At 32.3% G+C, this 25,562-nt stretch carries 24 protein-coding genes; 7 read left to right on the forward strand and 17 right to left on the reverse strand.

The features are described from left to right. Positions 1–40: 40 nt before the first annotated feature. The 3 genes from murB to ACJJVO_RS17065 all read right to left on the reverse strand — a co-directional run bounded on the left by murB (position 41) and on the right by ACJJVO_RS17065 (position 2,788). Entirely contained in the window at positions 41–1,054 is a 1,014-nt protein-coding gene (gene murB, locus ACJJVO_RS17055) for a UDP-N-acetylmuramate dehydrogenase (protein WP_405576302.1), read from the reverse strand. Further along, on the reverse strand, positions 1,054–2,244 hold the full coding sequence (locus ACJJVO_RS17060) for a pyridoxal phosphate-dependent aminotransferase (protein WP_405576304.1): 1,191 nt from the start codon (positions 2,242–2,244) through the stop codon (positions 1,054–1,056). The genes murB and ACJJVO_RS17060 overlap by 1 nt, the downstream gene beginning before the upstream one ends. Before the next feature lie 118 nt (positions 2,245–2,362). After that, positions 2,363–2,788, reverse strand: a complete 426-nt coding sequence (locus ACJJVO_RS17065) for a DUF1573 domain-containing protein (RefSeq protein ID WP_115816216.1) — start codon at positions 2,786–2,788, stop codon at positions 2,363–2,365. A gap of 180 nt (positions 2,789–2,968) precedes the next feature. Here ACJJVO_RS17065 and ACJJVO_RS17070 point away from each other — a divergent pair, with 180 nt between their 5' ends. Further along, on the forward strand, positions 2,969–5,599 hold the full coding sequence (locus ACJJVO_RS17070) for a valine--tRNA ligase (protein ID WP_405576306.1): 2,631 nt from the start codon (positions 2,969–2,971) through the stop codon (positions 5,597–5,599). A gap of 55 nt (positions 5,600–5,654) precedes the next feature. On the opposite strand, the gene rodA is transcribed toward ACJJVO_RS17070, so the two are convergent. From rodA to purH, 6 genes are all read right to left on the reverse strand, one after another. Continuing rightward, the gene (rodA, locus tag ACJJVO_RS17075) at positions 5,655–6,935 is read right to left on the reverse strand and encodes a rod shape-determining protein RodA (protein WP_405576308.1); all 1,281 of its coding nucleotides are present in this window, start codon (positions 6,933–6,935) and stop codon (positions 5,655–5,657) included. 6 nt (positions 6,936–6,941) lie between these two features. Further along, entirely contained in the window at positions 6,942–8,894 is a 1,953-nt protein-coding gene (locus ACJJVO_RS17080) for a peptidoglycan D,D-transpeptidase FtsI family protein (RefSeq protein ID WP_405576310.1), read from the reverse strand. Further along, positions 8,891–9,397, reverse strand: a complete 507-nt coding sequence (locus ACJJVO_RS17085; RefSeq protein WP_405576312.1) for a rod shape-determining protein MreD — start codon at positions 9,395–9,397, stop codon at positions 8,891–8,893. Before ACJJVO_RS17085 ends, ACJJVO_RS17080 begins: the two co-directional genes overlap by 4 nt. Further along, positions 9,390–10,211, reverse strand: coding sequence for a rod shape-determining protein MreC (mreC, locus tag ACJJVO_RS17090; protein WP_405576314.1), 822 nt, complete (start codon positions 10,209–10,211; stop codon positions 9,390–9,392). The genes ACJJVO_RS17085 and mreC overlap by 8 nt, the downstream gene beginning before the upstream one ends. Before the next feature lie 10 nt (positions 10,212–10,221). Beyond that, a complete protein-coding gene (locus ACJJVO_RS17095; RefSeq protein WP_405576316.1) occupies positions 10,222–11,250 on the reverse strand; it encodes a rod shape-determining protein in 1,029 nt (342 codons plus the stop codon). Positions 11,251–11,488: 238 nt separating this feature from the next. Further along, a complete protein-coding gene (purH, locus tag ACJJVO_RS17100) occupies positions 11,489–13,018 on the reverse strand; it encodes a bifunctional phosphoribosylaminoimidazolecarboxamide formyltransferase/IMP cyclohydrolase (RefSeq protein WP_405576981.1) in 1,530 nt (509 codons plus the stop codon). Between the two features lie 145 nt (positions 13,019–13,163). On the opposite strand from purH, the gene ACJJVO_RS17105 reads away from it, so the two are divergent. Beyond that, positions 13,164–14,417, forward strand: coding sequence for an ABC transporter permease (locus ACJJVO_RS17105; RefSeq protein WP_405576318.1), 1,254 nt, complete (start codon positions 13,164–13,166; stop codon positions 14,415–14,417). An 83-nt stretch (positions 14,418–14,500) separates the two neighbouring features. Here ACJJVO_RS17105 and ACJJVO_RS17110 read toward each other — a convergent pair whose 3' ends face one another. Continuing rightward, complete coding sequence (locus ACJJVO_RS17110; RefSeq protein ID WP_405576320.1) at positions 14,501–14,959, reverse strand: GAF domain-containing protein; 459 nt, start codon at positions 14,957–14,959, stop codon at positions 14,501–14,503. Between the two features lie 92 nt (positions 14,960–15,051). Here ACJJVO_RS17110 and xrtF point away from each other — a divergent pair, with 92 nt between their 5' ends. From xrtF to ACJJVO_RS17135, 5 genes are all read left to right on the forward strand, one after another. Then, entirely contained in the window at positions 15,052–15,603 is a 552-nt protein-coding gene (xrtF, locus tag ACJJVO_RS17115) for an exosortase family protein XrtF (protein WP_405576322.1), read from the forward strand. Next, positions 15,596–16,024, forward strand: a complete 429-nt coding sequence (locus ACJJVO_RS17120) for an exosortase F system-associated membrane protein (protein WP_405576324.1) — start codon at positions 15,596–15,598, stop codon at positions 16,022–16,024. The genes xrtF and ACJJVO_RS17120 overlap by 8 nt, the downstream gene beginning before the upstream one ends. 50 nt (positions 16,025–16,074) lie before the next feature. Continuing rightward, on the forward strand, positions 16,075–16,488 hold the full coding sequence (locus ACJJVO_RS17125; RefSeq protein ID WP_405576326.1) for an HYC_CC_PP family protein: 414 nt from the start codon (positions 16,075–16,077) through the stop codon (positions 16,486–16,488). Between the two features lie 73 nt (positions 16,489–16,561). Then, positions 16,562–18,799, forward strand: coding sequence for a TonB-dependent receptor domain-containing protein (locus ACJJVO_RS17130; protein WP_405576328.1), 2,238 nt, complete (start codon positions 16,562–16,564; stop codon positions 18,797–18,799). Positions 18,800–18,888: 89 nt separating this feature from the next. Continuing rightward, positions 18,889–19,251: a heavy-metal-associated domain-containing protein gene (locus ACJJVO_RS17135; protein ID WP_405576330.1), complete on the forward strand. Its 363-nt coding sequence runs from the start codon at positions 18,889–18,891 to the stop codon at positions 19,249–19,251. Between the two features lie 124 nt (positions 19,252–19,375). On the opposite strand, the gene ACJJVO_RS17140 is transcribed toward ACJJVO_RS17135, so the two are convergent. The 7 genes from ACJJVO_RS17140 to ACJJVO_RS17170 all read right to left on the reverse strand — a co-directional run bounded on the left by ACJJVO_RS17140 (position 19,376) and on the right by ACJJVO_RS17170 (position 25,544). Then, positions 19,376–20,038, reverse strand: a complete 663-nt coding sequence (locus tag ACJJVO_RS17140; protein ID WP_405576332.1) for a DUF6090 family protein — start codon at positions 20,036–20,038, stop codon at positions 19,376–19,378. Positions 20,039–20,182: 144 nt separating this feature from the next. After that, complete coding sequence (groL, locus tag ACJJVO_RS17145; RefSeq protein WP_405576334.1) at positions 20,183–21,811, reverse strand: chaperonin GroEL; 1,629 nt, start codon at positions 21,809–21,811, stop codon at positions 20,183–20,185. A gap of 117 nt (positions 21,812–21,928) precedes the next feature. After that, positions 21,929–22,204 (reverse strand): co-chaperone GroES, encoded by a 276-nt coding sequence (gene groES, locus ACJJVO_RS17150; RefSeq protein WP_115816229.1) that lies wholly within the window; start codon positions 22,202–22,204, stop codon positions 21,929–21,931. A gap of 174 nt (positions 22,205–22,378) precedes the next feature. Then, positions 22,379–22,714 (reverse strand): preprotein translocase subunit SecG, encoded by a 336-nt coding sequence (secG, locus tag ACJJVO_RS17155; RefSeq protein ID WP_405576337.1) that lies wholly within the window; start codon positions 22,712–22,714, stop codon positions 22,379–22,381. Positions 22,715–22,716: 2 nt separating this feature from the next. Further along, positions 22,717–23,676, reverse strand: coding sequence for a hypothetical protein (locus ACJJVO_RS17160; protein ID WP_405576339.1), 960 nt, complete (start codon positions 23,674–23,676; stop codon positions 22,717–22,719). Positions 23,677–23,679: 3 nt separating this feature from the next. Next, entirely contained in the window at positions 23,680–24,183 is a 504-nt protein-coding gene (locus ACJJVO_RS17165; protein WP_405576341.1) for an LptE family protein, read from the reverse strand. Positions 24,184–24,278: 95 nt separating this feature from the next. Continuing rightward, positions 24,279–25,544, reverse strand: a complete 1,266-nt coding sequence (locus ACJJVO_RS17170; protein WP_405576343.1) for a sigma-54 interaction domain-containing protein — start codon at positions 25,542–25,544, stop codon at positions 24,279–24,281. Between the last annotated feature and the right edge of the window lie 18 nt (positions 25,545–25,562).

A 25,562-nucleotide genomic window follows, 5' to 3' on the forward strand; every position in this document is an offset into this window, starting at 1 on the left:
AATTATTTTGCCTTTCAAATTTTATTCAAAAAAATGGAATTTAAATAATATTTACTTCCATTTCAATATTGATATTAAATAGTCTATTAATAGTGCTTTGAATCAATTGTGCTAAATTTAAAATTTCATTTCCAGTTGCATTGCCATAATTAACTAAAACAAGAGCCTGTTTATTGTGAACACCATAGTCTTTAAAACGTTTGCCTTTAAATCCAGCTTGTTCAATAAGCCAACCTGCAGGTATCTTTATAGCTTCATCTGATATTTTGTAAGAGGGTACATTTGGAAAATTACGTTCTAACTCAACAAATTCTTTTGCTGAAATAATGGGATTCTTAAAAAAGCTACCACTATTACCAATCACCTTTGGGTCTGGTAATTTACTTTGTCTAATAGAGATTACAGCATTAGAAATATCTTGAATTGTAGGCTCTTTTATTGCATTGACTTCTAATTCACTTCTTATAACACCATAATCCATATGCAATTTATGGTTGGCTTTTGATAACTCAATATTTACACTCGTTATAATATATTGTCCTTTTACGTCTTGTTTGAATATTGATTCTCTGTAACCAAAATTGCAATCGGATTTTGAAAATTTTTGTAAAGATTGATCTTCTATTTTCAATGCTTCACAACTCACAAAAACATCCTTAAGTTCAACACCATAAGCTCCTATATTCTGAATTGGTGCTGTGCCAATATTGCCAGGAATTAAAGATAAATTTTCTATACCTCCGTAGTTATGCTTTAAACACCAAAGTACAAAATTGTGCCAGTTTTCCCCAGCCATTGCTTTTACAATAACAGTGTTTTCTGTTTCACTAACGACTTCAATGCCTTTTAAATTAATATGAAGCACTAAAGCTTCAATGTCTTTAGTTAATAGCATATTGCTTCCTCCGCCTAATATAAATAACGGTTTGGAATGGTATGTCTTTAAAACAGTACTAAGCTCATCGATACTGCCAATGTCGCAATAAGATTGGGCATTGGTAGCAATACCAAAAGTATTAAAAGGTTTTAAAGATACATTGTTAATAATAGTCATTAGTCTTTATATACTTTTAGTGCTCCTTCTAAGATTTTAACTGCCATTTTTAGGCTTTCTTCATTTAAGACATATGCAATACGAATTTGGTTTAAACCAACACCAGGAGTAGAGTAGAAGCCAGCTGCAGGTGCAACCATAACTGTATTGTTATTATAATCGAAAGATTCTAAAAGCCATTTTGCAAAATTATCTGAATTTTTTACTGGTAACTCAGCAATACAATAAAAAGCTCCATTTGGCTTGGCTACTTTTACGCCTTCAATTTTTTCTAATTCATTAATCAGCGTATTTCGGCGTTTTACATATTCTTCAATAACATCGTCAAAATAACTTTGTGGTGTTTCTAATGCAGCCTCACTTGCAATTTGTGCTAATGTAGGAGGACTTAATCTTGCTTGTGCAAATTTTAACGCCGTTTTCATTAGCTCTTTGTTTTTAGAAACTAAATAACCTATACGAGCTCCACACATGCTGTAGCGTTTAGAAACTGAATCAATAACAATAGCGTGTTCTTCTAAACCTGGTTCTTGCAAGATTGAATAATGTTCTATACCATCGTAAACAAATTCTCTATAAACTTCATCAGCGATTAAAAACAAATCGTGCTTTTTTACAATGTCTGCAAGTTGTTTTATTTCCTCTTTAGAATAGAGGTAACCTGTTGGGTTTCCTGGGTTACAAATTAAAATCGCTTTTGTTTTTGGAGTAATTAATTTTTCAAATTCCTCAATTGGAGGTAACGCAAAATTATCTTCAATTTTAGAAATTACAGGAACCACCTTAATACCAGAGGCCGTTGAGAATCCATTATAATTAGCATAAAATGGTTCAGGAATTATAATTTCATCATCTTCATCCATAATACTACCAAAAGCGAATAGTAAGGCTTCACTTCCTCCTGTAGTTACAATAATGTCATTATGCGTTACATGGATATCATTTCGTTTATAATACTCGGCAATTTTTATTCTATAAGCTTCTGAACCTTCAGAACGAGAATAGGCCAAAATATCCAATGAGTGTGTTCTTACTGCATTTAATGCAATTTCTGGAGTTTTTATGTCTGGCTGGCCTATATTGAGGTAATAAATGTTTTTACCTTTTTTTTGAGCTGCTTCTGCGTAAGGAACCAATTTTCTAATTGGTGATTCAGGCATATTGATGCCTTTATTTGATATTGTTGGCATTTGGTATTGGTTTTAAGTTGCTAAGTTCTGAAATTTCTTAATGTTTATATGAAAAAAAAGCATAAAAAAAAGAGTCCTCAATTGAGAACTCTTTTTATTTTTTAAAAAGAATGAGTGTTTATTGCTCAATCATACTTTTTTCTTTCTTTTCTAAAACACTTGTTTTATTAGTGTCTACTACCAAACCTTTAATTTTTAATGCTACCGTTGGAGTTTCTGCATTAGAAAAAACAGTGATAGTTTTTCTAATTGGGTTTACTCTTTTAGTATCATATTTCACTTCAATTACACCTGTTTCACCTGGCATAATTGGTCCTTTTGGTTTTTTTGGTACTGTACAACCGCAAGTAGATTTTACATTAGATATTACTAACGGTGCATCTCCAGTGTTAGTAAATTCAAAAACTCTTACTCCATCAGCACCTTTTTCTATGGTACCGTAGTCTATCACATCGGTCTTAAATTCTATTTTTGCAACTTTTTCTTGGGCAAAAGAACCTAGACTCATTAATCCTACAAATAATACTGCTAATAAATTTTTCATCATTTTAATTTTGATTAGTCAAACTTAGTTACTTTTTCATTCCTAACAAAATTTATTAGACGTAATACGCTCCATTTAACAGAAGTTTTTGCTTTTGAACCCATATTAATACGCTAATAATTTTTCGAAATAGGAATTATAAGTACTTTTGTCAGTTATATTACAAAAACAATACCAAACATGGACATCCCATCAAAATATAATGCATTATCAGTAGAAAATAAATGGTACGACTACTGGATGCAAAACAATTATTTTCACTCTATACCAGACGAAAGAGAACCTTATACCATTGTAATTCCGCCGCCAAACGTAACAGGAATACTGCATATGGGACATATGTTGAATAATACGATTCAAGATGTATTAATCAGACGTGCTCGTTTATTAGGTAAAAATGCGTGTTGGGTACCTGGTACAGATCACGCTTCTATTGCTACAGAAGCTAAGGTTGTTGCTAAGTTGAAAGCACAGGGCATTGATAAAAATGACTTAACACGTGAGGAGTTTTTAGAGCACGCTTGGGAATGGACAGAGGAATATGGAGGTGTAATCTTAGAACAACTAAAAAAACTAGGTTGTTCTTGTGATTGGGACAGAACTAAGTTCACTATGGACGATGATATGTCTGAAGCTGTAATTAAAGTATTTGTTGATTTGTATAGCAAAGGCTTAATTTATAGAGGTTACCGAATGGTAAATTGGGATCCAGAAGCCAAAACAACTTTGTCTGACGAGGAAGTAATTCATGTTGAAAAGCAAGGTTTACTTTATTACCTTGAATATAAAATTGAAGGTAGCGATGAAAAATTAACCATTGCAACTACAAGACCAGAAACTATTTTTGGAGATACTGCGATTTGTATCAATCCAAATGATGAACGTTTTACACACTTAAAAGGGAAGAAAGCCATTGTTCCTTTAAATGGACGTGTTATTCCTATTATTGAAGACGAATATGTAGATTTAGAATTTGGTACAGGTTGTTTAAAAGTAACACCTGCTCATGATGAAAATGATAAAGTTTTAGGAGATAAGCATAATTTAGAGGTTATAGATATTTTTAATGACGATGCTAGTTTAAATAGTTTCGGATTGCATTACGAAAGTCAAGATCGTTTTGTTGTAAGAAAAGCAGTTACTAAAGAATTAGAAGAAGCTGGTATTTTAGTAAAAACTGAAAACCACATTAATAAAGTAGGAACTTCAGAACGTACAAAAGCTGTTATTGAACCAAGATTAAGCGATCAATGGTTTTTAAAGATGGAAGATTTAGCAAAACCTGCTATTGATGCCGTTTTAAAAACAGGTGAAGTAAAATTATTTCCTAAGAAATTTGAAAATACCTATCGTCATTGGATGGAGAATATTCGTGATTGGAATATCTCTCGTCAGTTACTTTGGGGACAACAGATTCCTGCTTATTTCTATGGCGACGGAAAAGAAGATTTTGTAGTTGCAGAAACTATTGAAGACGCTTTAAAATTAGCACAAGAGAAAACTAATAATTCAGCTTTAAGAATCGAAGACTTAAAGCAAGATACTGATGCATTAGATACATGGTTCTCTTCTTGGCTTTGGCCAATGAGCGTTTTTGATGGAATTAGAAATCCTGAAAACGAAGAAATTAAATACTATTATCCAACAAATGATTTAGTAACTGGTCCAGATATTTTATTCTTCTGGGTTGCACGTATGATTGTTGCAGGTTACGAGTATAGAGATGAAAAGCCTTTTGAAAATGTTTATTTAACTGGTTTAGTTAGAGATAAGCAAAGACGAAAAATGTCTAAATCTTTAGGGAACTCGCCTGATGCCTTAAAATTAATTGAAGATTATAGTGCAGATGGTGTACGTGTTGGTTTATTATTAAGTTCAGCTGCCGGAAACGATTTAATGTTTGATGAAGCCCTTTGCCAACAAGGAAAAGGATTAGGTAACAAAATATGGTCTGCGTTCTATTTAACCAATTTATGGGAAGTTGCTGATATTGAGCAGCCACAGTCTAGTAAAATAGCTATCGAATGGTTCGAGTCTAAATTTCAAAAAGTACTTTTAGAAATCGAAGATCACTTTAGTAAATACAGATTATCTGATGCGTTAATGGCAATTTATAAGTTAGTCTATGATGATTTTGCATCGTGGTTATTAGAAATTGTAAAGCCAGCTTACCAACAGCCAATAGATTCAAAAACGTACAATGCTGTAATGTCAATTTTTGAAGATATTTTAAAAGTTGTGCATCCATTTATGCCATTTATTACAGAAGAAATTTGGCAAACCATAAGTGAAAGAACGCCAGAAGAAGCGTTGATAGTTTCTAAATGGCCAGAAGCAAAACCAATTAATGAAACTTTAATTTCTGAATTTGAATTTGCAACTGAAGTAATCACTGGTATTAGAAATATTAGAAAGCAAAAGAATATAGCTTTTAAAGATGCCATTGGGTTTTCAGTAGTGAATAACGAAAATGTAAACACCACGTTTGATGCTGTTATTTCTAAATTAGGGAACTTAGAGAGTTTCGAATATGTTACAGAAGCTGTTGAAGGTGCTTTAACTTATAGAGTAAAATCTAACGAATACTTTATTCCTATGGAAGGAAGTATTGATATTGAAGCAGAAATAGAAAAGCTAACGGAAGAATTAAAATATACGGAAGGTTTTCTTAAATCGGTTCAAAAGAAGTTATCTAATGAGCGTTTTGTTGCAGGTGCACCAGAGCAAGTAGTCGCTTCTGAGAAGAAAAAGGAGGCAGATGCTTTAGCAAAAATTGACACTATACAAGCTAGTTTGGCTAGTTTGAAATAGTATTAAAATAATAAAAACGATATAAAAAGACTACCATTTAGGTGGTCTTTTTTATTTACCACTCATTAATCTTATTACTATCCAACTTCACAAAAATAAAGAGTAAAATAGTAAAACCCCAAAGTCCCGAGCCACCATAGCTAAAAAAGGGTAGAGGAATACCAACGGTTGGAATCAATCCCATTACCATGCCAATATTTATGGTAAAATGGATAAAGAGAATTGAAGCTACACCATAGCCGTAAACTCTACTAAATTGTGATTTTTGGGATTCAGCTAAATAAAGAATCCTAATAATGAGGAATACAAATATTAATACAACAAAGCTAGTTCCTAAAAATCCCCATTCTTCTCCAACTGTACTAAAAATATAATCTGTTTCTTGTTCAGGTACAAATTTACCTGTTGTTCTCGTACCTTCTAAAAAACCTTTGCCAGAAAACCCTCCAGAGCTAATCGCTTGTTCAGATTGGATGAGGTTGTAGGCTTCGGCTTTTTTCATGCGTTCTAACTTTACTGGATCTTTTTCTAATCTTAGCCAAAGACTAATTCTGTTTTGTTGATGTGGTTTAATACCATGCTCATAGAAGAGTCTTACGCCATAAGAAAAGCTAACAGCAACCAACAGGACGATGATGTATTGTATCATTGATCCACGTTTTTTCCGTCGAAAAAAATATACACTTGCTAAGATAATAGTTGAAATTATAGCTGTAATTAATACGCCATATTTTAGGCCCAATACAGCTAAAATGATTAAAGATAATGCAATAATTAAATAGACTTGTTGTAAACCTTCTCTATAAAAAACAAAGAAAAATGCCAAATAAACAATAGTACTACCTGCATCATTTTGAAGTAGAATTAGCAATGCAGGAATAAAAATAATAGCTGCAACTCGTAATTGATCTCTTATGGTTTCCATATTGGTCTCGAGATCACTTATGTACTTTGCGACAGCAAGGGCTGTGGCAAACTTAGCGAATTCACTAGGTTGAATAGTCATGCTGCCTATACCATACCAAGAACGTGCGCCATTAACATCCTTTCCAAAAATAAATAAACCGATTAAAGCCAGCATGGCTACAAAGTAGATAATACTAGCAAACCGTTCATAAAACTTGGCTTCAAAAGAGAGGATAAAAACAATTAAAACAAAAGTTAATCCTAGAAACATTAACTGTTTACCGTACAATTTACTAGTATCGAAATAACTTTCAATTTCTCCAACATGCGATGCAGATAAAATATTAAGATATCCAAAACCAACTAAAAGTAAAAATAGAATGATTATAATCCAATCAAATTTAAAACGTCTTTGGTTTTCTCTAAGCATGAAAAGTTATAATTTTAAAGCGCTAGTATTTTGGTTTTCGATAGTGTGATTTTCTTCAGTTGCATAATTATCAATAAGCTGCAGAGAAGTTTGTCCATTAATTTTAAAAGGCTCACCAGAATAAGGCTTTTTATATTCGTTTTCAAGACTGTGAGTTAATATCCAATTTTCTAAATCGGTTCTAGTAATTTCACCATTAATATGTTTTTCAATCATAAGACTTGCCATTCTTCCTGCAAAACGACTTCCCCAATATCCATTTTCAACAAAAACGGCTATCGCAATTTTAGGATTATCTTTGGGAGCAAAAGCCACAAAGATGGAGTGATCTGTTAGTTGTGTTTTTACACTATCAATTCTTATAAAGTTTTCTGCAGTACCCGTTTTTCCACAGATTTCTATTCCTGGAACTCTTAAAGATTTAGCCGTACCTTCATTATATACGTCAAACATACCTTGCACAACAGGCTCAAAATGACGTTTATCTATTGTTGTATACTTAGGCGTTTTATATTTTTTTGGAATAGTATCTCCTTCAATATTTTTAATAATATGCGGAGTGAAGTAATAGCCACGATTTCCAATTGCTGCAGCCATATTTGCCAGTTGAATAGGTGTAGCTTCAACTTCTCCTTGTCCAATGGCATTAGATACAATATAGGTAGAACCCCAACGATTGTCGCCATAAGCTCTGTCGTAGTAATCACCATCAGGTATTCTTCCGGGTTGACCCACAGATAAGTCATTATTTAAAAAATTGCCTAAACCAAAACTTTTTGCATGATTTGCCCAAACATTCATGCCTTCTCCGGCATCATCATATTTATCTATAATACGACGGTATACATTAACAAAATAGGCATTACAAGATTGAGCTATACCATCATTCATAGCAACAGGACTTCGGTGATGGTGACAACCCGTTAATTTTCGACTACCATAATAATAGCCCATTCTACAAGTAAATTTATCATCGATCTCAACGACTTCTTCTTGCAGCCCAATTAGTGCATTTATTACTTTAAAGGGTGAGCCTGGTGGATATTGGGCTTGTAAACCTCTATCGTAGGTAGGCATATTAATGGTATCTCTAAATAAGCTACTAAAATTTTTATTACGTTCTCTTCCTACTAATAAGTTGGGATTGTAGCTTGGACCTGTAACCATAGCAAGTATTTCTCCACTCTGAGGATCAATAGCAACAATACCACCACGTTTGTGTTTCATTAATAGCTCTCCATAAGCTTGCAATTCTGAGTCTATGGTTAGGGTAATATCTTTTCCTGGTTGAGGTAAAGTGTCTAAAGTCCCTTCTTTATAAGGGCCAATGTTTTTATTAAAGCGGTCTTTTTGAATGAATTTTATGCCTTTTACACCTCTTAGTACATCTTCGTAAGTCTTTTCAACACCTTGTTTGCCAATTAAATCACCTAATTTATAATATGGTTGATCTTTTATGGTTCTACGGTTAACTTCACCTAAATCTCCTAAAACATTAGCTCCAATATTGGTTTGATAAGATCTAAGCGATCGTTTCTGAATATAAAAACCTTCAAACTTTCGCATTTTTTCTTGTAAAACAGCATAATCTTTTTTGGAAAGCTGAGGTACAAATGGAGAAGGTAGTCTTGGTGAATAATTTTTAGCTCTGGCTAATTTCTTATAATACTCTTCTTGAGTAATTTTTAATAGTTGACAAAATTCATTTAACTCTAGTGAATCTAAAGGAGATACTTCTCTAGGAATTACCATCACATCATAAGAGGGTTGGTTGGCAACTAAAAGTTTACCGTTTCTATCATAAACATAGCCACGTTTAGGATAGTTGAACTCTTTTCGAATCGCCGTATCTTCAAAAATATCATAGGCAGAATTATTGTAAACCTGAAGGTAAAATAAACGCGCAATAAAAACGAGACCTACAAGAATTACAGTAGTTAAGAGTAATAATTTTCTCATTTTTTGTTTCGGCTAAATAGAATTATAATCAATACACTAAGAATAATAGTGAAAATACTAGAAAATAACGTTTTTTGTAAGATTAAAAGTATATTAGAAATGTTAAAAATTTCTAATGAAAATAAGATTAAGTGGTGAATAACTGTACCTATAGAAATATATGATATTAAACTGCCTATTTCCGTTGTACTAAACTTTATACTTTGATGTTCGTATAACATTCCGAAAGAACTTTTTAAAAGTATAGGTCTTACATAGGCCAAACTTACTGCTGCTGCTGCGTGCACGCCTCCTGAATCTGAAAACAAATCGATCATCATTCCTAGTAAAAAACTGGCTAGTAGTAAGATAAGGCGTTCTTCTCTAATAGGAAATAGAAAAATAAATATGATATAAATATAAGGGTTGATATAACCAAGGAAATTAATATGATTGCATATGAGAACTTGTACCAATAGTAATAATACAAACCGAACTATATTTACAGTTAAAACACTATTCATTTGTGTTGTTTTCTAAATTATAAATTTCGTTTCGTTCTAAATTTTCTATGATATAAACTTTTCCAACATTGGTCATATCGTTAAATAATTTCACTTCAATATTGTAGGTGTCTCCTCCAATATCAGTTTCAAAACTAGCAATAGAACCAATACCAATTCCTTTTGGGAAAATTGAAGATTCACCACCAGTTTCAATCGTATCTCCAATTTTTACAGGAGCAAACTGAGAGACGTCTACAAGTTGCACAAACAGAGGAGAATCCCCATTCCATTTTAAAGAACCAATGTGGTTGGTAGATTTAATTTTTGCATTAATTCTACTTTTTTTATTTAATATAGATAATACTCTAGAGTATTTATTCGATGTGTTGTCAATGATTCCTATTATTCCATTAGAGGTCATAACACCCAAATCCGTTTTTATACTGTCGTTTTTACCTTTATTTAGAGTAAGATAGTTGTTCGTTGCAGCGTAACTGTTTTTGTATACATCTGCTGTAGTTATTCTATATTTTATTTGAGCATAAGAACTATCAATAAATGTTGAATCGATTGTTGTTTTTAAATTTAATAACTGCTCTCTTAGTAGTTTGTTTTCCTCAGCGAGTATGTTGTTTTCTGTTTTTAAATTGAAATATTGATCAACAGAATTCATCGCTCCATATAAACCGCCAGTTAAACCATTAGCAGAATTTATAAATTTACTCTTATGATAAGAATGCGATTGAATGGTTAAAGTTAAAGCAATACTAAAAAGCAATATAAACAACAGAAAGGTTTTGTTTCTTATAACAAAATTGAAAATTTGTTGCATTATTTATGGCTTATTTAATCAATACGCTTTTGTATTTAGATAAGTTTTTAAGTACGATACCTGTACCTCTAACTACAGCTCTCAAAGGATCTTCGGCAATATAGACAGGTAAATCAGTTTTTTGAGATAGACGTTTGTCTAATCCTCTTAACATAGATCCACCACCTGCTAAATAAATACCAGTGTTGTAAATATCTGCTGCTAATTCTGGTGGAGTTTGAGATAACGTTTCCATTACAGAATCTTCAATACGCAAAATAGATTTGTCTAAAGCTTTTGCAATTTCTCTATATGAAATTTGAACTTGCTTAGGCTTTCCTGTTAATAAATCACGGCCTTGAACACTCATGTCTTCTGGAGGTAATTCTAAATCTTCTGTGGCTGCACCAATTTGAATTTTAATTTTTTCTGCCGTTCTATCTCCAATATATAAGTTATGTTGGGTTCTCATGTAATAGATAATATCGTTTGTAAACACATCACCTGCAACTTTTACAGATTTGTCACAAACAATACCGCCAAGGGCAATAACTGCAATTTCGGTAGTTCCTCCACCTATATCAACAATCATGTTTCCTTTAGGCTGCATAATGTCAATGCCAATACCAATAGCTGCTGCCATCGGTTCGTGTATTAAGTAAACTTCTTTCCCGTTAACACGCTCACAAGATTCTTTTACTGCTCGCATTTCTACTTCTGTAATTCCTGAAGGAATACAAACCACCATTCGTAATGCAGGATTGAAAAATTTCTTCTTCAATGCCGGAATGTTTTTAATAAACATGCTTATCATTTGCTCTGAAGCATCAAAATCTGCAATAACGCCATCTTTTAAAGGACGAATAGTTTTAATATTCTCGTGCGTTTTTCCTTGCATCATGTTGGCTTCTTTGCCAACGGCTATAATTTTTCCGCTAATGCGGTCTCTTGCTACTATCGATGGATTGTCTACAACAACTTTGTCGTTGTGTATTATCAGTGTATTTGCGGTTCCTAAATCTATGGCTATTTCTTCCGTTAGGAAATCAAAAAATCCCATGTGCTGTTCTTAATTATTTGGGTTACTCTCGTCTTCTATTTACGACTATCTGTAAATGTAGTAAATAATACGATATTTATACGAAATTAGACGTTTATTGATAGATTTTTTTTGTTTTTTATTTCGCTTTTATAAAAGACGCCTTTAACTTGAGAAATTTATGAAAAATTAGAGCCTAGAAATAAGATAGTTATGCGTCTTACTTCTAGGCTCAATATTCTTATTAAATTAATAATTTTTAGTGCTTAAAATGACGTGTGCCTGTAAAAACCATTGCAACATTATTATCGTTACAATAGTTAATACTCAATTCATCTTTTATAGAGCCACCTGGTTGAATCACAGCAGTTATACCAGCATTATCTGCAATCTCTACACAATCTGGAAAAGGAAAAAAGGCATCACTAGCCATTACAGCTCCGTTTAAATCAAATTTAAAGGATTGTGCTTTGTGTATTGCTTGGTTTAATGCATCTACACGACTTGTTTGTCCTGTTCCACTCGCACAAAGCTGTCTGTTTTTTACAAGAACAATAGTGTTAGATTTTGTATGCTTACAAATTTTTGAAGCAAATATTAAATCGTCTAATTCAGCTGACGTCGCTGTAGTTTTTGTAACTGATTTTAAACCTTCAAGTGTATCTGTAATATTATTTCTATCCTGAACTAAAACGCCATTTAAACAACTTCTTACGTTGGTTTGAGGCATTTCTATATCTTTTAGAATTAAAAGGATTCTATTCTTCTTACCTTTTAAAATTTCAAGAGCTTCATCAGAAAACGATGGTGCAATAACAACTTCGCAGAATAATTTGTGAATCTCTTTAGCAGTAGCAACATCAATTTCAGTGTTACTAATTAAAACCCCGCCAAAGGCAGAAACAGGATCTCCAGCCAAAGCATCCACATAGGCTTGGTGTATTGTGTCGCGCTGAGCTAATCCACATGCATTGTTGTGTTTTAAAACAGCAAAAGTTGGTGCGTCATTTTTAAATTCTAACATTAAATTTACAGCAGCATCTACATCTAAAAGGTTGTTGTAGCTTAATTCTTTACCGTGAAGTTTTGTGAATATTTCATCAAAATCACCAAAAAAGAATCCTTTTTGATGTGGATTTTCACCATAACGCAATACTTTTCCTTTGTTTTCTGAAATTTTTAAAGATGGAATCTCATGATTTTTGTTGAAGTAATTAAAAATAGCAGAATCATAATGAGAAGACACATTAAATGCCTTTGCAGCAAATTGTTTTCTGTCGGCTTCAGATGTTTCTCCATTTTTAGTTTCTAGTAACTCTAAAAATTCCGCATAATCGTCTACTGAAGAAACGCAAGTGACGTCAGCATAATTTTTTGCAGCCGCTCTAATTAAAGAAATCCCTCCAATATCAATTTTTTCAATAATATCTTGGTTACTCGCGCCAGAAGCTACAGTTTTTTCAAAAGGATATAAATCTACAATAACTACGTCAATTTGCGGAATATCAAATTCTTTTAATTCTGCAACATCACCATCGTGATTTTGACGATTTAAAATGCCGCCAAATACTTTAGGGTGAAGCGTTTTTACGCGACCTCCAAGTATTGAAGGATAAGATGTTACATCTTCTACAGGTACGACATCGATACCTAAATCTTTAATAAATTTTTCAGTACCTCCAGTGGAATAGATGGTTACGTTTAAATCGTTTAATTTTTTTACGATTGGTGCTAATCCATCTTTACTAAATACAGAAATTAGTGCCGATGAAATGGTTTTGTTGCTCATAATGTTGTGTTGTGTTTTAGATGCGCCAAAAATACGTATATTCAAAACGAAAAGCTTGGTGCTAAATACAGTTTCTTTAAGTTTTTTGTAACAATAAATTGTTGAAAACGTCCTATCTTTAAAATGTTATAAAAACAACCTCTGCATGCTAGTCTATTTACGCTTATTAAAAGAGAGTTTTTCGTTTGCACTTAATGCACTTCGGAACAATAAACTCAGAACATTCTTATCACTTTTAGGTGTAACGGTTGGTATCTTCTCTATTATTGCTGTGCTTGCAGCTGTAGATTCTTTAGATAAAACCATAACTTCTCAATTAAGTTCTTTAGATAGTAATACAATGTATGTGGCAAATATGTCTTTTGGTCCAACAGATGTACCACGTTGGCAAAGAGAAACTTTTGATGAAGTGTCTTATAATGAATTTAAAAGTATTAAATCCTCGGTCTCTGATGCAGAGCATGTGGCATTACAGTTATTTGTAAAACGAGAAAATATTAGATATGAATCTGAATTAGTAAGCAGTGTTAATACCGTTGTGGTGTCTCATGAGTTTATAGATATTCAGGTGATGGAATTTGAAAAAGGTCGTTTTTATAACGAATCTGAATCTAATTCAGGGAAAGCTGTTGTTGTTATTGGTTCTGAAATCGCTAAATCCTTATTTGGAGAACTTGAACCAATTGGGAAAAAAGTGAGACTTTATGGTCAAAAATTTACGGTAATTGGAGTCGTTAAAAAAGAAGGATCTGGTTTGTTTGGAGATAGTAATGATGTTTCCATTTTTCTTCCCGCTAATTATGTTAGAAATAGATATGGAGATAATAATCCATTTATGAAGTATATTGTTATTGTGAAGCCTAAAAAAGATGCGGATATTGAAGGGTTAAAGGCTGAATTGGTGCAGGTAATGCGAAATAAAAGAGGTTTAAAGCCAGATGAAATGGACACCTTTTTTATTAGTGTTATTTCAGGTCTTCAAGATCTTATAGATACAATTATTGGAAGTCTAAACATAATAGGATGGGTTATTAGTGGATTTTCTCTCCTAGTTGGAGGTTTTGGAATTGCAAATATTATGTTTGTTAGTGTTAAAGAACGCACCAATCTTATTGGTATTCAAAAATCATTAGGCGCAAAAAATAAATTTATACTCTTTCAGTTTTTGTTTGAAGCTGTAATTTTAGCTGTGGTTGGTGGAGTTGTAGGATTGTTTTTGGTCTGGATAGGTACTATAATAGGAAACAGTTTTACAGAAGATTTTGAATTTGTATTATCACCATATAATATGGCTTTAGGATTCTTTATTTCTTCAATAATTGGTTTAATCTCAGGCGTAGTGCCAGCATTGAGAGCGTCGCGTTTAGATCCCGTAGAAGCAATACGCACAGGAATGTAACTTAGATTTTTAATTTGAATTTAAACGAAACATCAATGTTTGCTCTTTCCTTTTTAATGTTTTAGCTGTTTATAAGCGAAATCTTATTTAATTAAAGAGGCTACTTCCTTACAAACAAATTCTAGAAAACGTTCATCTGCCTCAGTAAATGGGTCTGGTGTGTTAGAGTCAATATCTATTTGACCAATATTTTCACCATTTACAAAAATAGGAATTACAATTTCGGCTTTTACAGTAATACTGCAAGCAATATAATTATCTTGAGCAGACACGTCTGGGACTACAAAATTTTGGTTACTAATTGCAACCTGTCCACAAATGCCTTTTCCAAACGGAATAATAATATGGTCTGTAGGTTCACCAACGTAAGGTCCTAATTTTAATTCGTCTTTTTCTCCATTTTTAAAATAAAATCCAACCCAATTATAATAGCTTATCTGCGATTCAAGAGTTTCGCAAATTTGTAACAATCGTTGATCTACACTAAGGTTTTCTTGTGCAATAATCGATTTAATTCTAGGTTTAAGGTCTTGTAAAATCATTTGATTAAAAAACTTTTTGTAAAAGTATCTAAAATGAGCAATTTTCAGTTAGTGTTTTTATAAATTTAACATCGTATAATTATAATTATTTGTTGAAAGCACTTTTATTAAAATACAAGCCCGTTATTCGTTTTATAGTCACATTTTTGGCTGTATATGGAATTTTAACTATAGGTTATAATGTGTATTTAAATATGTCTGATGGTACTAAATACTATCCAGATTATTTAACACATTTAGTAGCAGAGCAAACCAATGTATTATTAAATAGTCTAGGGTATCAAACAAGTGTTATACCGCATGAAAATGAGCCTTCCATTAAAATAATTATGAATGGAAAATACGTGGCTCGTGTTATTGAAGGATGTAATGCTATCAGTGTTATTATTTTATTTCTGTCTTTTATAGTTGCCTTTGCCGGAAAGTTTAAAACTACTTTATTTTATGGTTTAGCAGGTAGCATAATTATTTATGCGTTTAATTTAATCCGAATTGTTATTTTATCAATAGGGCTTTATCATTATCCATGGAGAAGAGAAGTTTTGCATACGGTTATTTTTCCGATGTTAATATACGGAACCGTATTTTTGCTTTGGATGATATGGGTGAATCGTTTTTCTAAACAAATAAAAGCCAATGAATAAAGTTGTATCATTTTCTTTGATTGTAATTTTAGTGCTGTTTTTAATCTTAATTAGAGCTTTTGAAAACGACTTGTTTTATGACCCGTATTTAACTTTTTTTAAAAATGATTACTTGTACATCGATAGTCCTAGACGAGAAATAGCAAAGCTCGTTTTGTACACAACCTTAAGGTTTGCGCTAAATACAGTAATTTCTTTAGGGATTTTATACCTCAGTTTTAAAGATAAAGGTATAATCAAGTTTTCTTTATTTATTTATGCTGTTGCTTATGTGTTATTGCTGATTCCGTTTCTGTATTTTGTAATTAACCCAAATCAAGAAGACTATTATTTGTTTTTCAATGTAAGGCGCTTTTTAATTCAACCAATAGGCTTAATATTATTGTTGCCAGCATTTTATTATTATAAGCTGAACCGTTAATTGTGTGGTAATTCTAAACTATCAATTCAATAATTTCGTAGCTTTGCATCGTGAAATTTTCATACACACATAAAACCATTTCAATTGCACTATCATTTTTGGTGCTGTTTTCTACATTGTCATTAACTATAGAAAAGCATTTTTGTGGTGATGTATTAATTGATGTGGCTATTTTTTCTGAAAGCGAAAAATGTGGCATGGATATGTCTAAAATTACAGATGCCGAAACTGTGAAAAAGAACTGTTGTAAAGATGAAATTGATGTTCTTGAAGGACCTTCTGAAGTAATCGTAAATTCTTATGAGGATTTAGATACAACACTTAAGCATGTTTTATTCGCTTATAGTTTTTCGTATATTAATCTTTTTGAAGATCTACCAAACTTAACAATTCCACATTACGGATATTTTCCGCCCATGCTCATCAAAGATATACAGTGCTTAGATGAGACTTACCTTATTTGATTTATTATAACTTTTTTTGAATATCAAATTGTGCAATTTATGCACTATTAAGTTATACCTACAAATCAAACAAATGAAAAAATATTTAGTAATAAATTTTATGCTCTTGTCGTTTATATTAACAGCGCAAGAACAGATAGAAGGTATTGTTTTAGAAACAAGCAGTACTAAAGAAATGCCGTTGCCTGGCGCAAATGTCTATTGGCTAGGTTCCTCCATTGGTGCAATTACGGCAGAAGACGGAACTTTTACTTTGCCATATAAGTTCTCGTATAGCCAACTAGTAATTAGTTATGTGGGCTTTAAAACAGATACTATAACTGTAAAAGAAGATAGATATATTAAACATATTTTACAGGCCAGCGATGAACTAGATGCTGTAAACATTGAATCTCGTAAACAGGCTACAAGAAAGTCTTACTTGCAAGCTACAAACACATTTACAGTTACTAGTGATGAGTTGTTAAAAGCAGCCTGTTGTAATTTGGCAGAAAGTTTTGAAACCAATCCGTCAATTGATGTAAATTTTGCAGATGCAGTTTCTGGCACAAAGCAAATTAAGATGTTAGGTTTAAATTCGCCTTATATTTTAATTGCTACAGAAAACATACCAACAGTTAGAGGAGCTTCTCAAGCCTATGGATTAAGTTTTATTCCTGGTACTTGGGTAGAAAGTATTCAGATTACTAAAGGAACAGGCAGTGTTGTTAATGGTTTTGAAAGTATTGCTGGGCAAATCAATGCTGAGCTTGTAAAACCTTCAACCGATGATAAATTGTTTGTTAATCTTTATGGAGCATCTAGCAAACGCCTAGAATTAAACACGCATTTTAATACAAAAGTATCAGACAAGTGGAGTACAGGTTTGTACTTGCATGGTAATACACATCAAGAAAAACACGATGTTAATGACGATGGTTTTTTAGATATGCCACTTTATAATCAAATTAATGTGATGAACCGTTGGCAATACTCAAACCTTGAAAAAGGTTTAGTGAGTTTTATAAACTTAAGATACTTAAATGATGAAAAACAAAGTGGACAAGTAGATTTTAATCGTGATACAGACAAAGGCACTACCAATTTTTGGGGAAGTGAAATTAATACAGAACGTTTTGAGGTTTCAACTAAATTAGGCTATGTAAATCCTGAAATTCCATACCAGAGTTTAGGCTTACAAACAGCTTTTAGTCATCATAAACAAGATTCTTATTTTGGACTTAATCTTTACGATATTGAACATAATAGTTTTTATTCTAATTTGGTTTATAATACTATTATTTCAGATTCTCGTCACAAAATAAAAACAGGCTTAAGTTTTACTTACGACCACTATGATGAGTTAGTAAATACAGATATATATGAACGTACTGAAAACTCAGTTGGAGGTTTTTTTGAATATGCTTATGATAATTTAGATAAGTTAATTATGACGGCAGGCGTACGTTTTGATCAGCATAATAGATTAGGCTTTTTTGTAACACCTCGTTTTCATTTGCGTTATACACCTTGGGAAAAATCTGCTTTAAGAGCTTCTTTTGGGAGAGGAAAACGAAGTGCTAATATTTTTGCTGAAAATCAGAATATGTTCGCAAGTTCTAGGCAAATTAATATTTTAAATTCTGGAGGAAATATTTACGGTTTAGATCCAGAAATTGCATGGAACTATGGTATTAGCTATTTACAAGGCTTCAACTTATTTGATAGAAAAGCAGATGTAACTTTTGATTTTTATCGTACTGATTTTCAGAATCAAGTGGTTGTAGATTGGGAAAACCCTTATGAAGTTAATTTTTATAATTTAGAAGGAGATAGCTACGCTAATAGTTTTCAATTCGAATTTAATTATAATGCTTTTGAACATTTTGATGTACGCATGGCTTATAAATATTACGATATTAAAACTGATTATGTGTCTGGTAAATTAGAAAAACCATTGGTGCCAAAGCATCGCCTATTTGCTAATACATCTTACGAAACAAAAATTAAGGAAAATGGATCTCAATGGAAATTTGATGCAACCTATAATTGGCTGAGCTCTCAGCGTTTTCCAAGCACTCAATTGAGTGCTGAAGAATTTCAATTGGTAGAAGAAACTCCTACTGTTGGAACGTTAAACTTGCAAGTTACTAAAGTCTTTTCGCCAAAATTTGAAGTATATTTAGGTGGAGAAAACGTAACTAATGTTCGTCAGAATGATCCTGTGATAAGTTCAGATAATCCATTTGGTTCAAATTTTGATAGTAATTTTGTATATGGTCCAATTTATGGAAGTATGTATTATGCAGGATTACGATTTAGAATCAATTGACGTTATATAGTTAAATTAAAGAATAAGATTGAAATAAAATATTATGAATAAATTTCCTGTTTAATCAAGGAAGATAAAAAACAAAAATTATGAAAAAATTAATGACAGTAGTTTTAGTGTGTATGGGAATGTTTGCTTTTTCACAAAATAAAAATGCAAAGGCGAATATAGAAGTAGATGGAGTTTGTGGTATGTGTAAGGAACGAATAGAAAAAGCAGCTATTAGAACAAAAGGAGTAAAATCTGCGGTATGGAATGTAGATACGCACGAGTTAAAATTAATTTTTGATGAGCGTAAAACAGATGTAAAGACTATTTCTAAGAGTATAGCAGCCGTTGGCCATGATACTAAAGAGATTAAAGCAACTGATGAACAATACCATTCTGTCCATGCGTGTTGCTTATATCGAGATGACGAGGTTAAGAAAGATCATGAGAAAGAAGAGGATTAAAATAAAAAAAAAGCCTGAACTTTATGTTCGGGCTTTTTTATGTGTTTTTATTAAATAGAAGTATTAAGAATTAGACAAACGATAGTAAAACGATTTGTTATTAATCTTAATGGTTACTAAAATTTTAATTCAAAGCGGCATCAATTTCTGCAATTAAAACATCGCAACTTTTAATTCCGAGTTTTGTCGCAGCTTTCTTATCATCATAGGTTGTTGTTAAGGCTCTTACAATATTTTTTAGTTTAATTTCATCTAAAAATGGCCCTTTGCCTTGAGGTATTTGGTCATAATCAGCATGGTTTACCAAATAGTTACCTAAATAATCTTTTATTAAACTCGTGTGCCTAAAGTAATCATCAGACAATTCATCATAATTAGCATAATGTTGTTGAATTGCTGTTTTTAATTTAAAATCTTCAATCAATTTTAAGTCTCCTGAATTTATTAAGGTTTTATACGTAATGTTTTTAGGGCTAAAATTTACATATTTCACTATTGCGAAAATGTTATTCATCAATCGCATATCTTGGTCTTTTTCAGAATTTAACACAGGTATAATCTCAGAGCAAATAATCTGTTTCTTATTAATCGCTTCAATGTTTTTTTCAAGTTGAAGCCTGTCAGCTTCAACGTCGCTTTTAAGATTAGTGAGATATTGTTTTTTTAGCTTACTATCTTTTATGTTATCTGCGCATTTATTCATGCTAAAGGCAATAGTTATTCCAATAATAACAATAACTATTTCTCTTAATGTATATTTCCAGGTTGCTTTAGTAGTTTTTGCCATAAATCCTTTTGATTAGGTGTCTAAAGCTAAGAAATTTTATTAAATACAAAAGCCTTTGATTTTCATCAAAGGCTTTTAAGTTTATAACTGCAGCTCAATTTTTCTCATTGACGAGTTTTATACATTGTGTGTTGATGCTTTCAACTACATCATGCCTGGCATTCCGCCTCCACCCATTGGCATAGCAGGTGCATCTTCTTTAATATCAACTAAAGCACATTCTGTAGTTAAGATCATGCCAGCAACAGAAGCGGCATTTTCTAAAGCAATACGAGTTACTTTCTTAGGATCAATGATACCAGCTTTAAGCATATCTACGTAAGTTTCTGTTTTGGCATCGTATCCAAAATCTTTCTTACCTTCTAATACTTTATTGATAACCACAGAGCCTTCACCACCAGCATTTTCTACAATGGTACGTAGAGGTGCTTCAATAGCTTTATTTACGATTTGTACACCTGTAGTTTCATCTAAATTATCAGTTGTGATTTTTTCTAAAGTCTTTTTAGCTCTCACTAAAGCAACACCACCACCAGCAACAATACCTTCTTCTACTGCCGCACGTGTTGCATGCAAAGCATCATCAACTCTGTCTTTCTTTTCTTTCATTTCTACTTCAGAAGCAGCACCAACGTATAGTACAGCAACTCCACCAGCTAACTTAGCTAAACGTTCTTGTAGTTTTTCTTTATCGTAATCAGAAGTTGTTGTTTCTATCTGAGCTTTAATTTGGTTTACTCTAGCTTTAATATCAGCAGCTTTACCTTCACCATTAACAATTGTTGTATTGTCTTTATCAATGGTTACGGTTTCTGCAGTACCTAGCATGGTTAAGTCAGCATTTTCTAGAGAGAAACCTCTTTCTTCAGAAATAACAACACCACCAGTAAGGATAGCGATATCTTCTAACATAGCTTTACGTCTGTCTCCAAAACCTGGTGCTTTAACAGCAGCGATTTTAAGTCCTCCACGTAATTTATTAACTACTAAAGTCGCTAAGGCTTGTCCTTCAACATCTTCTGCGATGATTAATAATGGACGACCAGATTGTGCAACAGGCTCTAATATTGGAAGGATTTCTTGTAAGTTAGAAATTTTCTTATCAAATAATAAAATGTATGGATTTTCTAAATCAGCAATCATTTTGTCAGCATCTGTAACAAAGTAAGGAGATAAATAACCTCTGTCAAACTGCATACCTTCAACAACGTCAACATAAGTTTCCATGCCTTTAGCTTCTTCTACAGTAATAACCCCTTCTTTACCAACTTTACCAAAAGCAGTTGCTATTAAATCACCAATAGTATCGTCATTATTAGCAGAAATTGCAGCGACTTGTTTAATTTTATCAGAAGAGCTACCTACTTTTTGAGATTGCTTATCTAAATCTTTAACAATGGCTTCAACAGCTTTGTCAATACCACGTTTTAAATCCATTGGATTTGCGCCAGCAGCAACATTTTTTAGACCTTCTTTTACGATTGCCTGTGCTAAAACGGTAGCTGTAGTTGTACCATCACCAGCTAAATCGTTAGTTTTAGAAGCAACTTCTTTTACCATTTGAGCTCCCATGTTTTCAAGCTCATCTTCTAGTTCAATTTCTTTTGCAACAGAAACACCATCTTTAGTCACTTGAGGTGCACCAAATGATTTTCCTATGATTACGTTACGACCTTTTGGTCCTAATGTTACTTTTACTGCATTTGCTAAAGCATCTACACCACGTTTTAGTCCGTCGCGTGCTTCAATATCGAATTTTATATCTTTTGCCATTGTTTTATTGTTTTAGCTTTTAGCTGCTAGCACTTGGCTTTGAGCTAAAAGGTTTGAATTATAAATTGATTTATTTTATAGTTGCTAAAGGCGAAAATGCCAATAGCTAAAAGCAATCTAGATTATTGCTAAGATGTCGCTTTCACGCATCATTAAATAATCTTTACCTTCAAGTTTAAGTTCAGTTCCACCATATTTTCCGTAAAGTACAGTATCTCCAACTTTTACAGTTAAAGGTTCATCTTTTGTACCGTTACCGATAGCTACAACAGTACCTTCTTGTGGTTTTTCTTTGGCATTATCTGGAATAATAATTCCTGAAGCTGTTTTAGTTTCAGCTTTCTTTGGTTCTACAAGAACACGGTCTGCTAATGGTTTAATGTTTAAGCCCATTTGTTATATGTTTTTTAAATTATTTAATTATTAATTTACGCTTTAGCGTAGTTCGAAAATTATGCCAATTCATAAAGTCTGACAAAGTTTCAGATGTGTCAATTTAAATTGGTGTAAAATAAAAAAGCCAACTTAAAAAGTTGGCTTCGTTTTATATGATATGATAACAATCTGTTATTCTGTCGCTGTTCCTGCGTCATTAGTTGTTGCTGGAACAGAAATAGGCATTTCAGTTGGTTCATCTGTGTCTAAAGCTTTAGATTCTGTACTTCCGCCAGAACCAATAGTTAAGTTAGATGCTAAAATTAAAACGATTAACGCTGTAGCTAAAAACCAAGTACTTTTATCTAAAAAGTCTCCTGTTTTCTTAACTCCACCCATTTGCTGAGTGCCACCACCACCAAATGATGATGATAAACCTCCGCCTTTAGGGTTCTGTACCATAATTACTACTACTAGTAAAAAGGCAACGATTACGATTAGTACTAAAAATATTGTAAATGCACTCATTATTATATTGTATTATTATCTTTTAATTCTTTTACCAATTTTATTTGGTGTGCAAAGAAACTACTTTTTTCTGGATATTTCAAACTTAAAATTTTGTAAGATTGAATTGCTTTATCATAGTTTTTTTGTTCTAAATAAATTCTAGCTAAAGTTTCAGTCATTAAACTGTCTGAAATAGCATCATCATTGTTAACTAACTTAGGTTTTGGAGCATTGTTAGAAACAGGTTTAATCTTCGGATTATTACTAATAAATTTATCTATAATTGCAAGTTTGTCTTGCAGTGGAGTAGTAGTTTCTACTTCTATAGCCTCATTTTTAGATACTGTTTCTGCGTTTTGCTCAATTTCAACTTTGTCGTCATCACGATTTATAGGTTTAAAACTCGTGATTTTTAGCCACTCAGTAAATGAATGGTTTTCGGTTTTGTCAAACTCTAAAGGTTTGCCTATGTTAAGCTGTTTTTCTGCTGTAATATTTTTTACATCTACCGCAATTATAGAATCTTCAATTTTAGGAGTTTCTGCTTCTAATGTAGGTTTAGGTAGTGGTTTTGCTTCAAATAAACCTGGGTCTAAAACACCTTCAGTTGCTTTAATATGTTCTTTTAACGCATCGTCTATGGTTACGCTTTTGTTTACAGAAATGTCATCTACATCGCTAACTTCTATCGCTTTAATGTCCTCAATGTTTTGTTTTATGCGTTCTGATATTTCGTTCTGATTGAAGACGTCTGAAGTAATATAATCGAATAAAACACTACGATTTGTGGTGTAGGCAGCAGTAATTTTTAAAGCGTTATTATATTTGTAGCTTTCCTTTTGTTTTAATCCTTTAAGATACAATGCTCTTAAAGATTGAAAATAAGGGTATTCATTAATGGCAGCAGAAAGTGCTTCGGTTTGAGAGGCTGTAATGGCTTCTGGGTGTTGTAATAAATATGTAAGTTGCTTAAGCTGCATAATTTACCAGTCTGCTAATGAGGCATTGAGAATATCTTGTGTAAGGCGTTCTAAAATTTCTTCGAAAGCAGTGTCTTTTATACTGCCAGTAAGTTGATCATTTGCTCCATAATCGTAAAAGAATGAAAAACGTTTTTCAAAATCTTTTTCTTCATCTTTTGTATTAATATAACGCACATTTACCGATATAGTTAGTCTGTTTTGCGCAGCAGTATTTTCTGCTGTTGCTGTCATTGGTGAAATACGATATTCAACAATTTCACCTTCGTAAATGACTTCTCCGCCTGAGTTTACCAAATTGGCACTTGTTTGATTTACAATTAAATCTTGTAGCGCATTAGTGAATAGTTGATCTAAGCCAGGTTCAATTAAATCAGCATTATTCTGAAAGAAATTAACTTGAAACGTTTCAGGTGTTTCTGTTATACCTGTAAATGAATAATTTACTTTGCAACTAAAACTTGCAAGGCAAATGGTGAATATTAGAATGTATTTTAAAGCTCTCAATTAAAAGGTGTTTATTTTTTTTAATGTATAGGAATCAATATAGTCTAAAAACTTAAAAATTAAGGTTTTGGTGTAATTGATTTCATAAACTTATCTTAAAGATCAAATTGTTTAATTTTTCTATATAGTGTGCGCTCACTAATACCAAGTTCTGCAGCAGCGAGTTTACGTTTACCACTATGTCGTTCTAAGGATTTTTTAATCAATTCTAATTCTTTATCGTGTAAAGATAGTGTTTCCTCTTCTTCTATTTCTTCGGCAAAATGATATTTATCTTCAGTGTCTATAGGAGTTGAGTCATTAACTTCAGTATGTTCAGCTAAGGATAGTACTTCTAAATCTTCAACATCAGTTTCAAATTCTTCATCTTTATCTTCTCCATAAATCTTCTGAATTAAATGTTCGTTATCTTTTTGAACCTCAGAAATATTCCCGTTTTCCATGAGTTTCATCGTAAGCTTTTTTAGATCGTTTAGATCACTTTTCATATCAAATAAAACTTTGTATAAAATTTCTCGCTCACTACTAAAATCACTTTCAGATTTAGAATTATTGACAACAGCAGGTAAATTACTGCTTGTATTTGGTAAATAATTTTGAAGTGTTACACCATTTATAGTTCTGTTTTGTTCTAAAACAGAAACTTGTTCTGCTACGTTTCGTAATTGACGAATGTTACCATTCCAACGGAATTTTATAAGTAGAGCAACCGCATCGTCAGTTAATTTAACTGTAGGCATTTTATATTTTAAAGCAAAGTCACTTGCAAATTTTCTAAATAACAAATGAATATCTTCTTTACGCTCTCTAAGCGGAGGTAAATTGATTTCAATAGTGCTTAATCTATAGTATAAATCTTCTCTGAATTTTTCTTTATTAATAGCTTCAAACATATTAACGTTTGTTGCAGCTACAATTCTAACATCTGTTTTTTGTACCTTACTAGAACCTACTTTTATAAATTCGCCATTTTCTAAAACACGTAATAAACGGACTTGGGTTGTTAATGGTAATTCGCCAACTTCATCTAAAAAAATTGTACCACCATCTGCAACTTCAAAATATCCAGAACGTGTAGCTGTAGCGCCTGTAAAAGCACCTTTTTCGTGTCCGAATAATTCACTATCAATAGTTCCTTCAGGAATTGCACCACAGTTTACAGCAATGTATTTACCATGTTTTCTGTGCGATAATTGGTGTATAATTTTAGGAATACTCTCTTTACCAACACCACTTTCTCCTGTTACTAATACAGAAATATCAGTAGGAGCAACCTGTATCGCTTTTTCTATTGAGCGATTAAGTTTTGGGTCGTTTCCAATAATTCCGAAACGTTGTTTTATGGCTTGAATTGATTCCATATTAATTTACGACTAAGG

The sequence above is a fragment of the Winogradskyella sp. Asnod2-B02-A genome, assembly GCF_045063645.1.
Lineage (GTDB): Bacteria > Bacteroidota > Bacteroidia > Flavobacteriales > Flavobacteriaceae > Winogradskyella.

Coding starts and splice junctions, on each gene's coding strand:
- ACJJVO_RS17080 (WP_405576310.1), bottom strand. CDS start 8,894: ATGAGAAAATTATTACTCTTAACTACTGTAATTCTTGTAGGTCTCGTT.
- ACJJVO_RS17110 (WP_405576320.1), bottom strand. CDS start 14,959: ATGATTTTACAAGACCTTAAACCTAGAATTAAATCGATTATTGCACAA.
- ACJJVO_RS17140 (WP_405576332.1), bottom strand. CDS start 20,038: ATGGCAAAAACTACTAAAGCAACCTGGAAATATACATTAAGAGAAATA.
- ACJJVO_RS17160 (WP_405576339.1), bottom strand. CDS start 23,676: ATGCAGCTTAAGCAACTTACATATTTATTACAACACCCAGAAGCCATT.
- ACJJVO_RS17135 (WP_405576330.1), top strand. CDS start 18,889: ATGAAAAAATTAATGACAGTAGTTTTAGTGTGTATGGGAATGTTTGCT.
- ACJJVO_RS17170 (WP_405576343.1), bottom strand. CDS start 25,544: ATGGAATCAATTCAAGCCATAAAACAACGTTTCGGAATTATTGGAAAC.
- ACJJVO_RS17120 (WP_405576324.1), top strand. CDS start 15,596: ATGAATAAAGTTGTATCATTTTCTTTGATTGTAATTTTAGTGCTGTTT.
- ACJJVO_RS17105 (WP_405576318.1), top strand. CDS start 13,164: ATGCTAGTCTATTTACGCTTATTAAAAGAGAGTTTTTCGTTTGCACTT.
- purH (WP_405576981.1), bottom strand. CDS start 13,018: ATGAGCAACAAAACCATTTCATCGGCACTAATTTCTGTATTTAGTAAA.
- ACJJVO_RS17060 (WP_405576304.1), bottom strand. CDS start 2,244: ATGCCAACAATATCAAATAAAGGCATCAATATGCCTGAATCACCAATT.
- ACJJVO_RS17085 (WP_405576312.1), bottom strand. CDS start 9,397: ATGAATAGTGTTTTAACTGTAAATATAGTTCGGTTTGTATTATTACTA.
- ACJJVO_RS17095 (WP_405576316.1), bottom strand. CDS start 11,250: ATGGGATTTTTTGATTTCCTAACGGAAGAAATAGCCATAGATTTAGGA.
- secG (WP_405576337.1), bottom strand. CDS start 22,714: ATGAGTGCATTTACAATATTTTTAGTACTAATCGTAATCGTTGCCTTT.
- mreC (WP_405576314.1), bottom strand. CDS start 10,211: ATGCAACAAATTTTCAATTTTGTTATAAGAAACAAAACCTTTCTGTTG.
- murB (WP_405576302.1), bottom strand. CDS start 1,054: ATGACTATTATTAACAATGTATCTTTAAAACCTTTTAATACTTTTGGT.
- ACJJVO_RS17130 (WP_405576328.1), top strand. CDS start 16,562: ATGAAAAAATATTTAGTAATAAATTTTATGCTCTTGTCGTTTATATTA.
- rodA (WP_405576308.1), bottom strand. CDS start 6,935: ATGCTTAGAGAAAACCAAAGACGTTTTAAATTTGATTGGATTATAATC.
- groL (WP_405576334.1), bottom strand. CDS start 21,811: ATGGCAAAAGATATAAAATTCGATATTGAAGCACGCGACGGACTAAAA.
- ACJJVO_RS17065 (WP_115816216.1), bottom strand. CDS start 2,788: ATGAAAAATTTATTAGCAGTATTATTTGTAGGATTAATGAGTCTAGGT.
- groES (WP_115816229.1), bottom strand. CDS start 22,204: ATGGGCTTAAACATTAAACCATTAGCAGACCGTGTTCTTGTAGAACCA.
- ACJJVO_RS17070 (WP_405576306.1), top strand. CDS start 2,969: ATGGACATCCCATCAAAATATAATGCATTATCAGTAGAAAATAAATGG.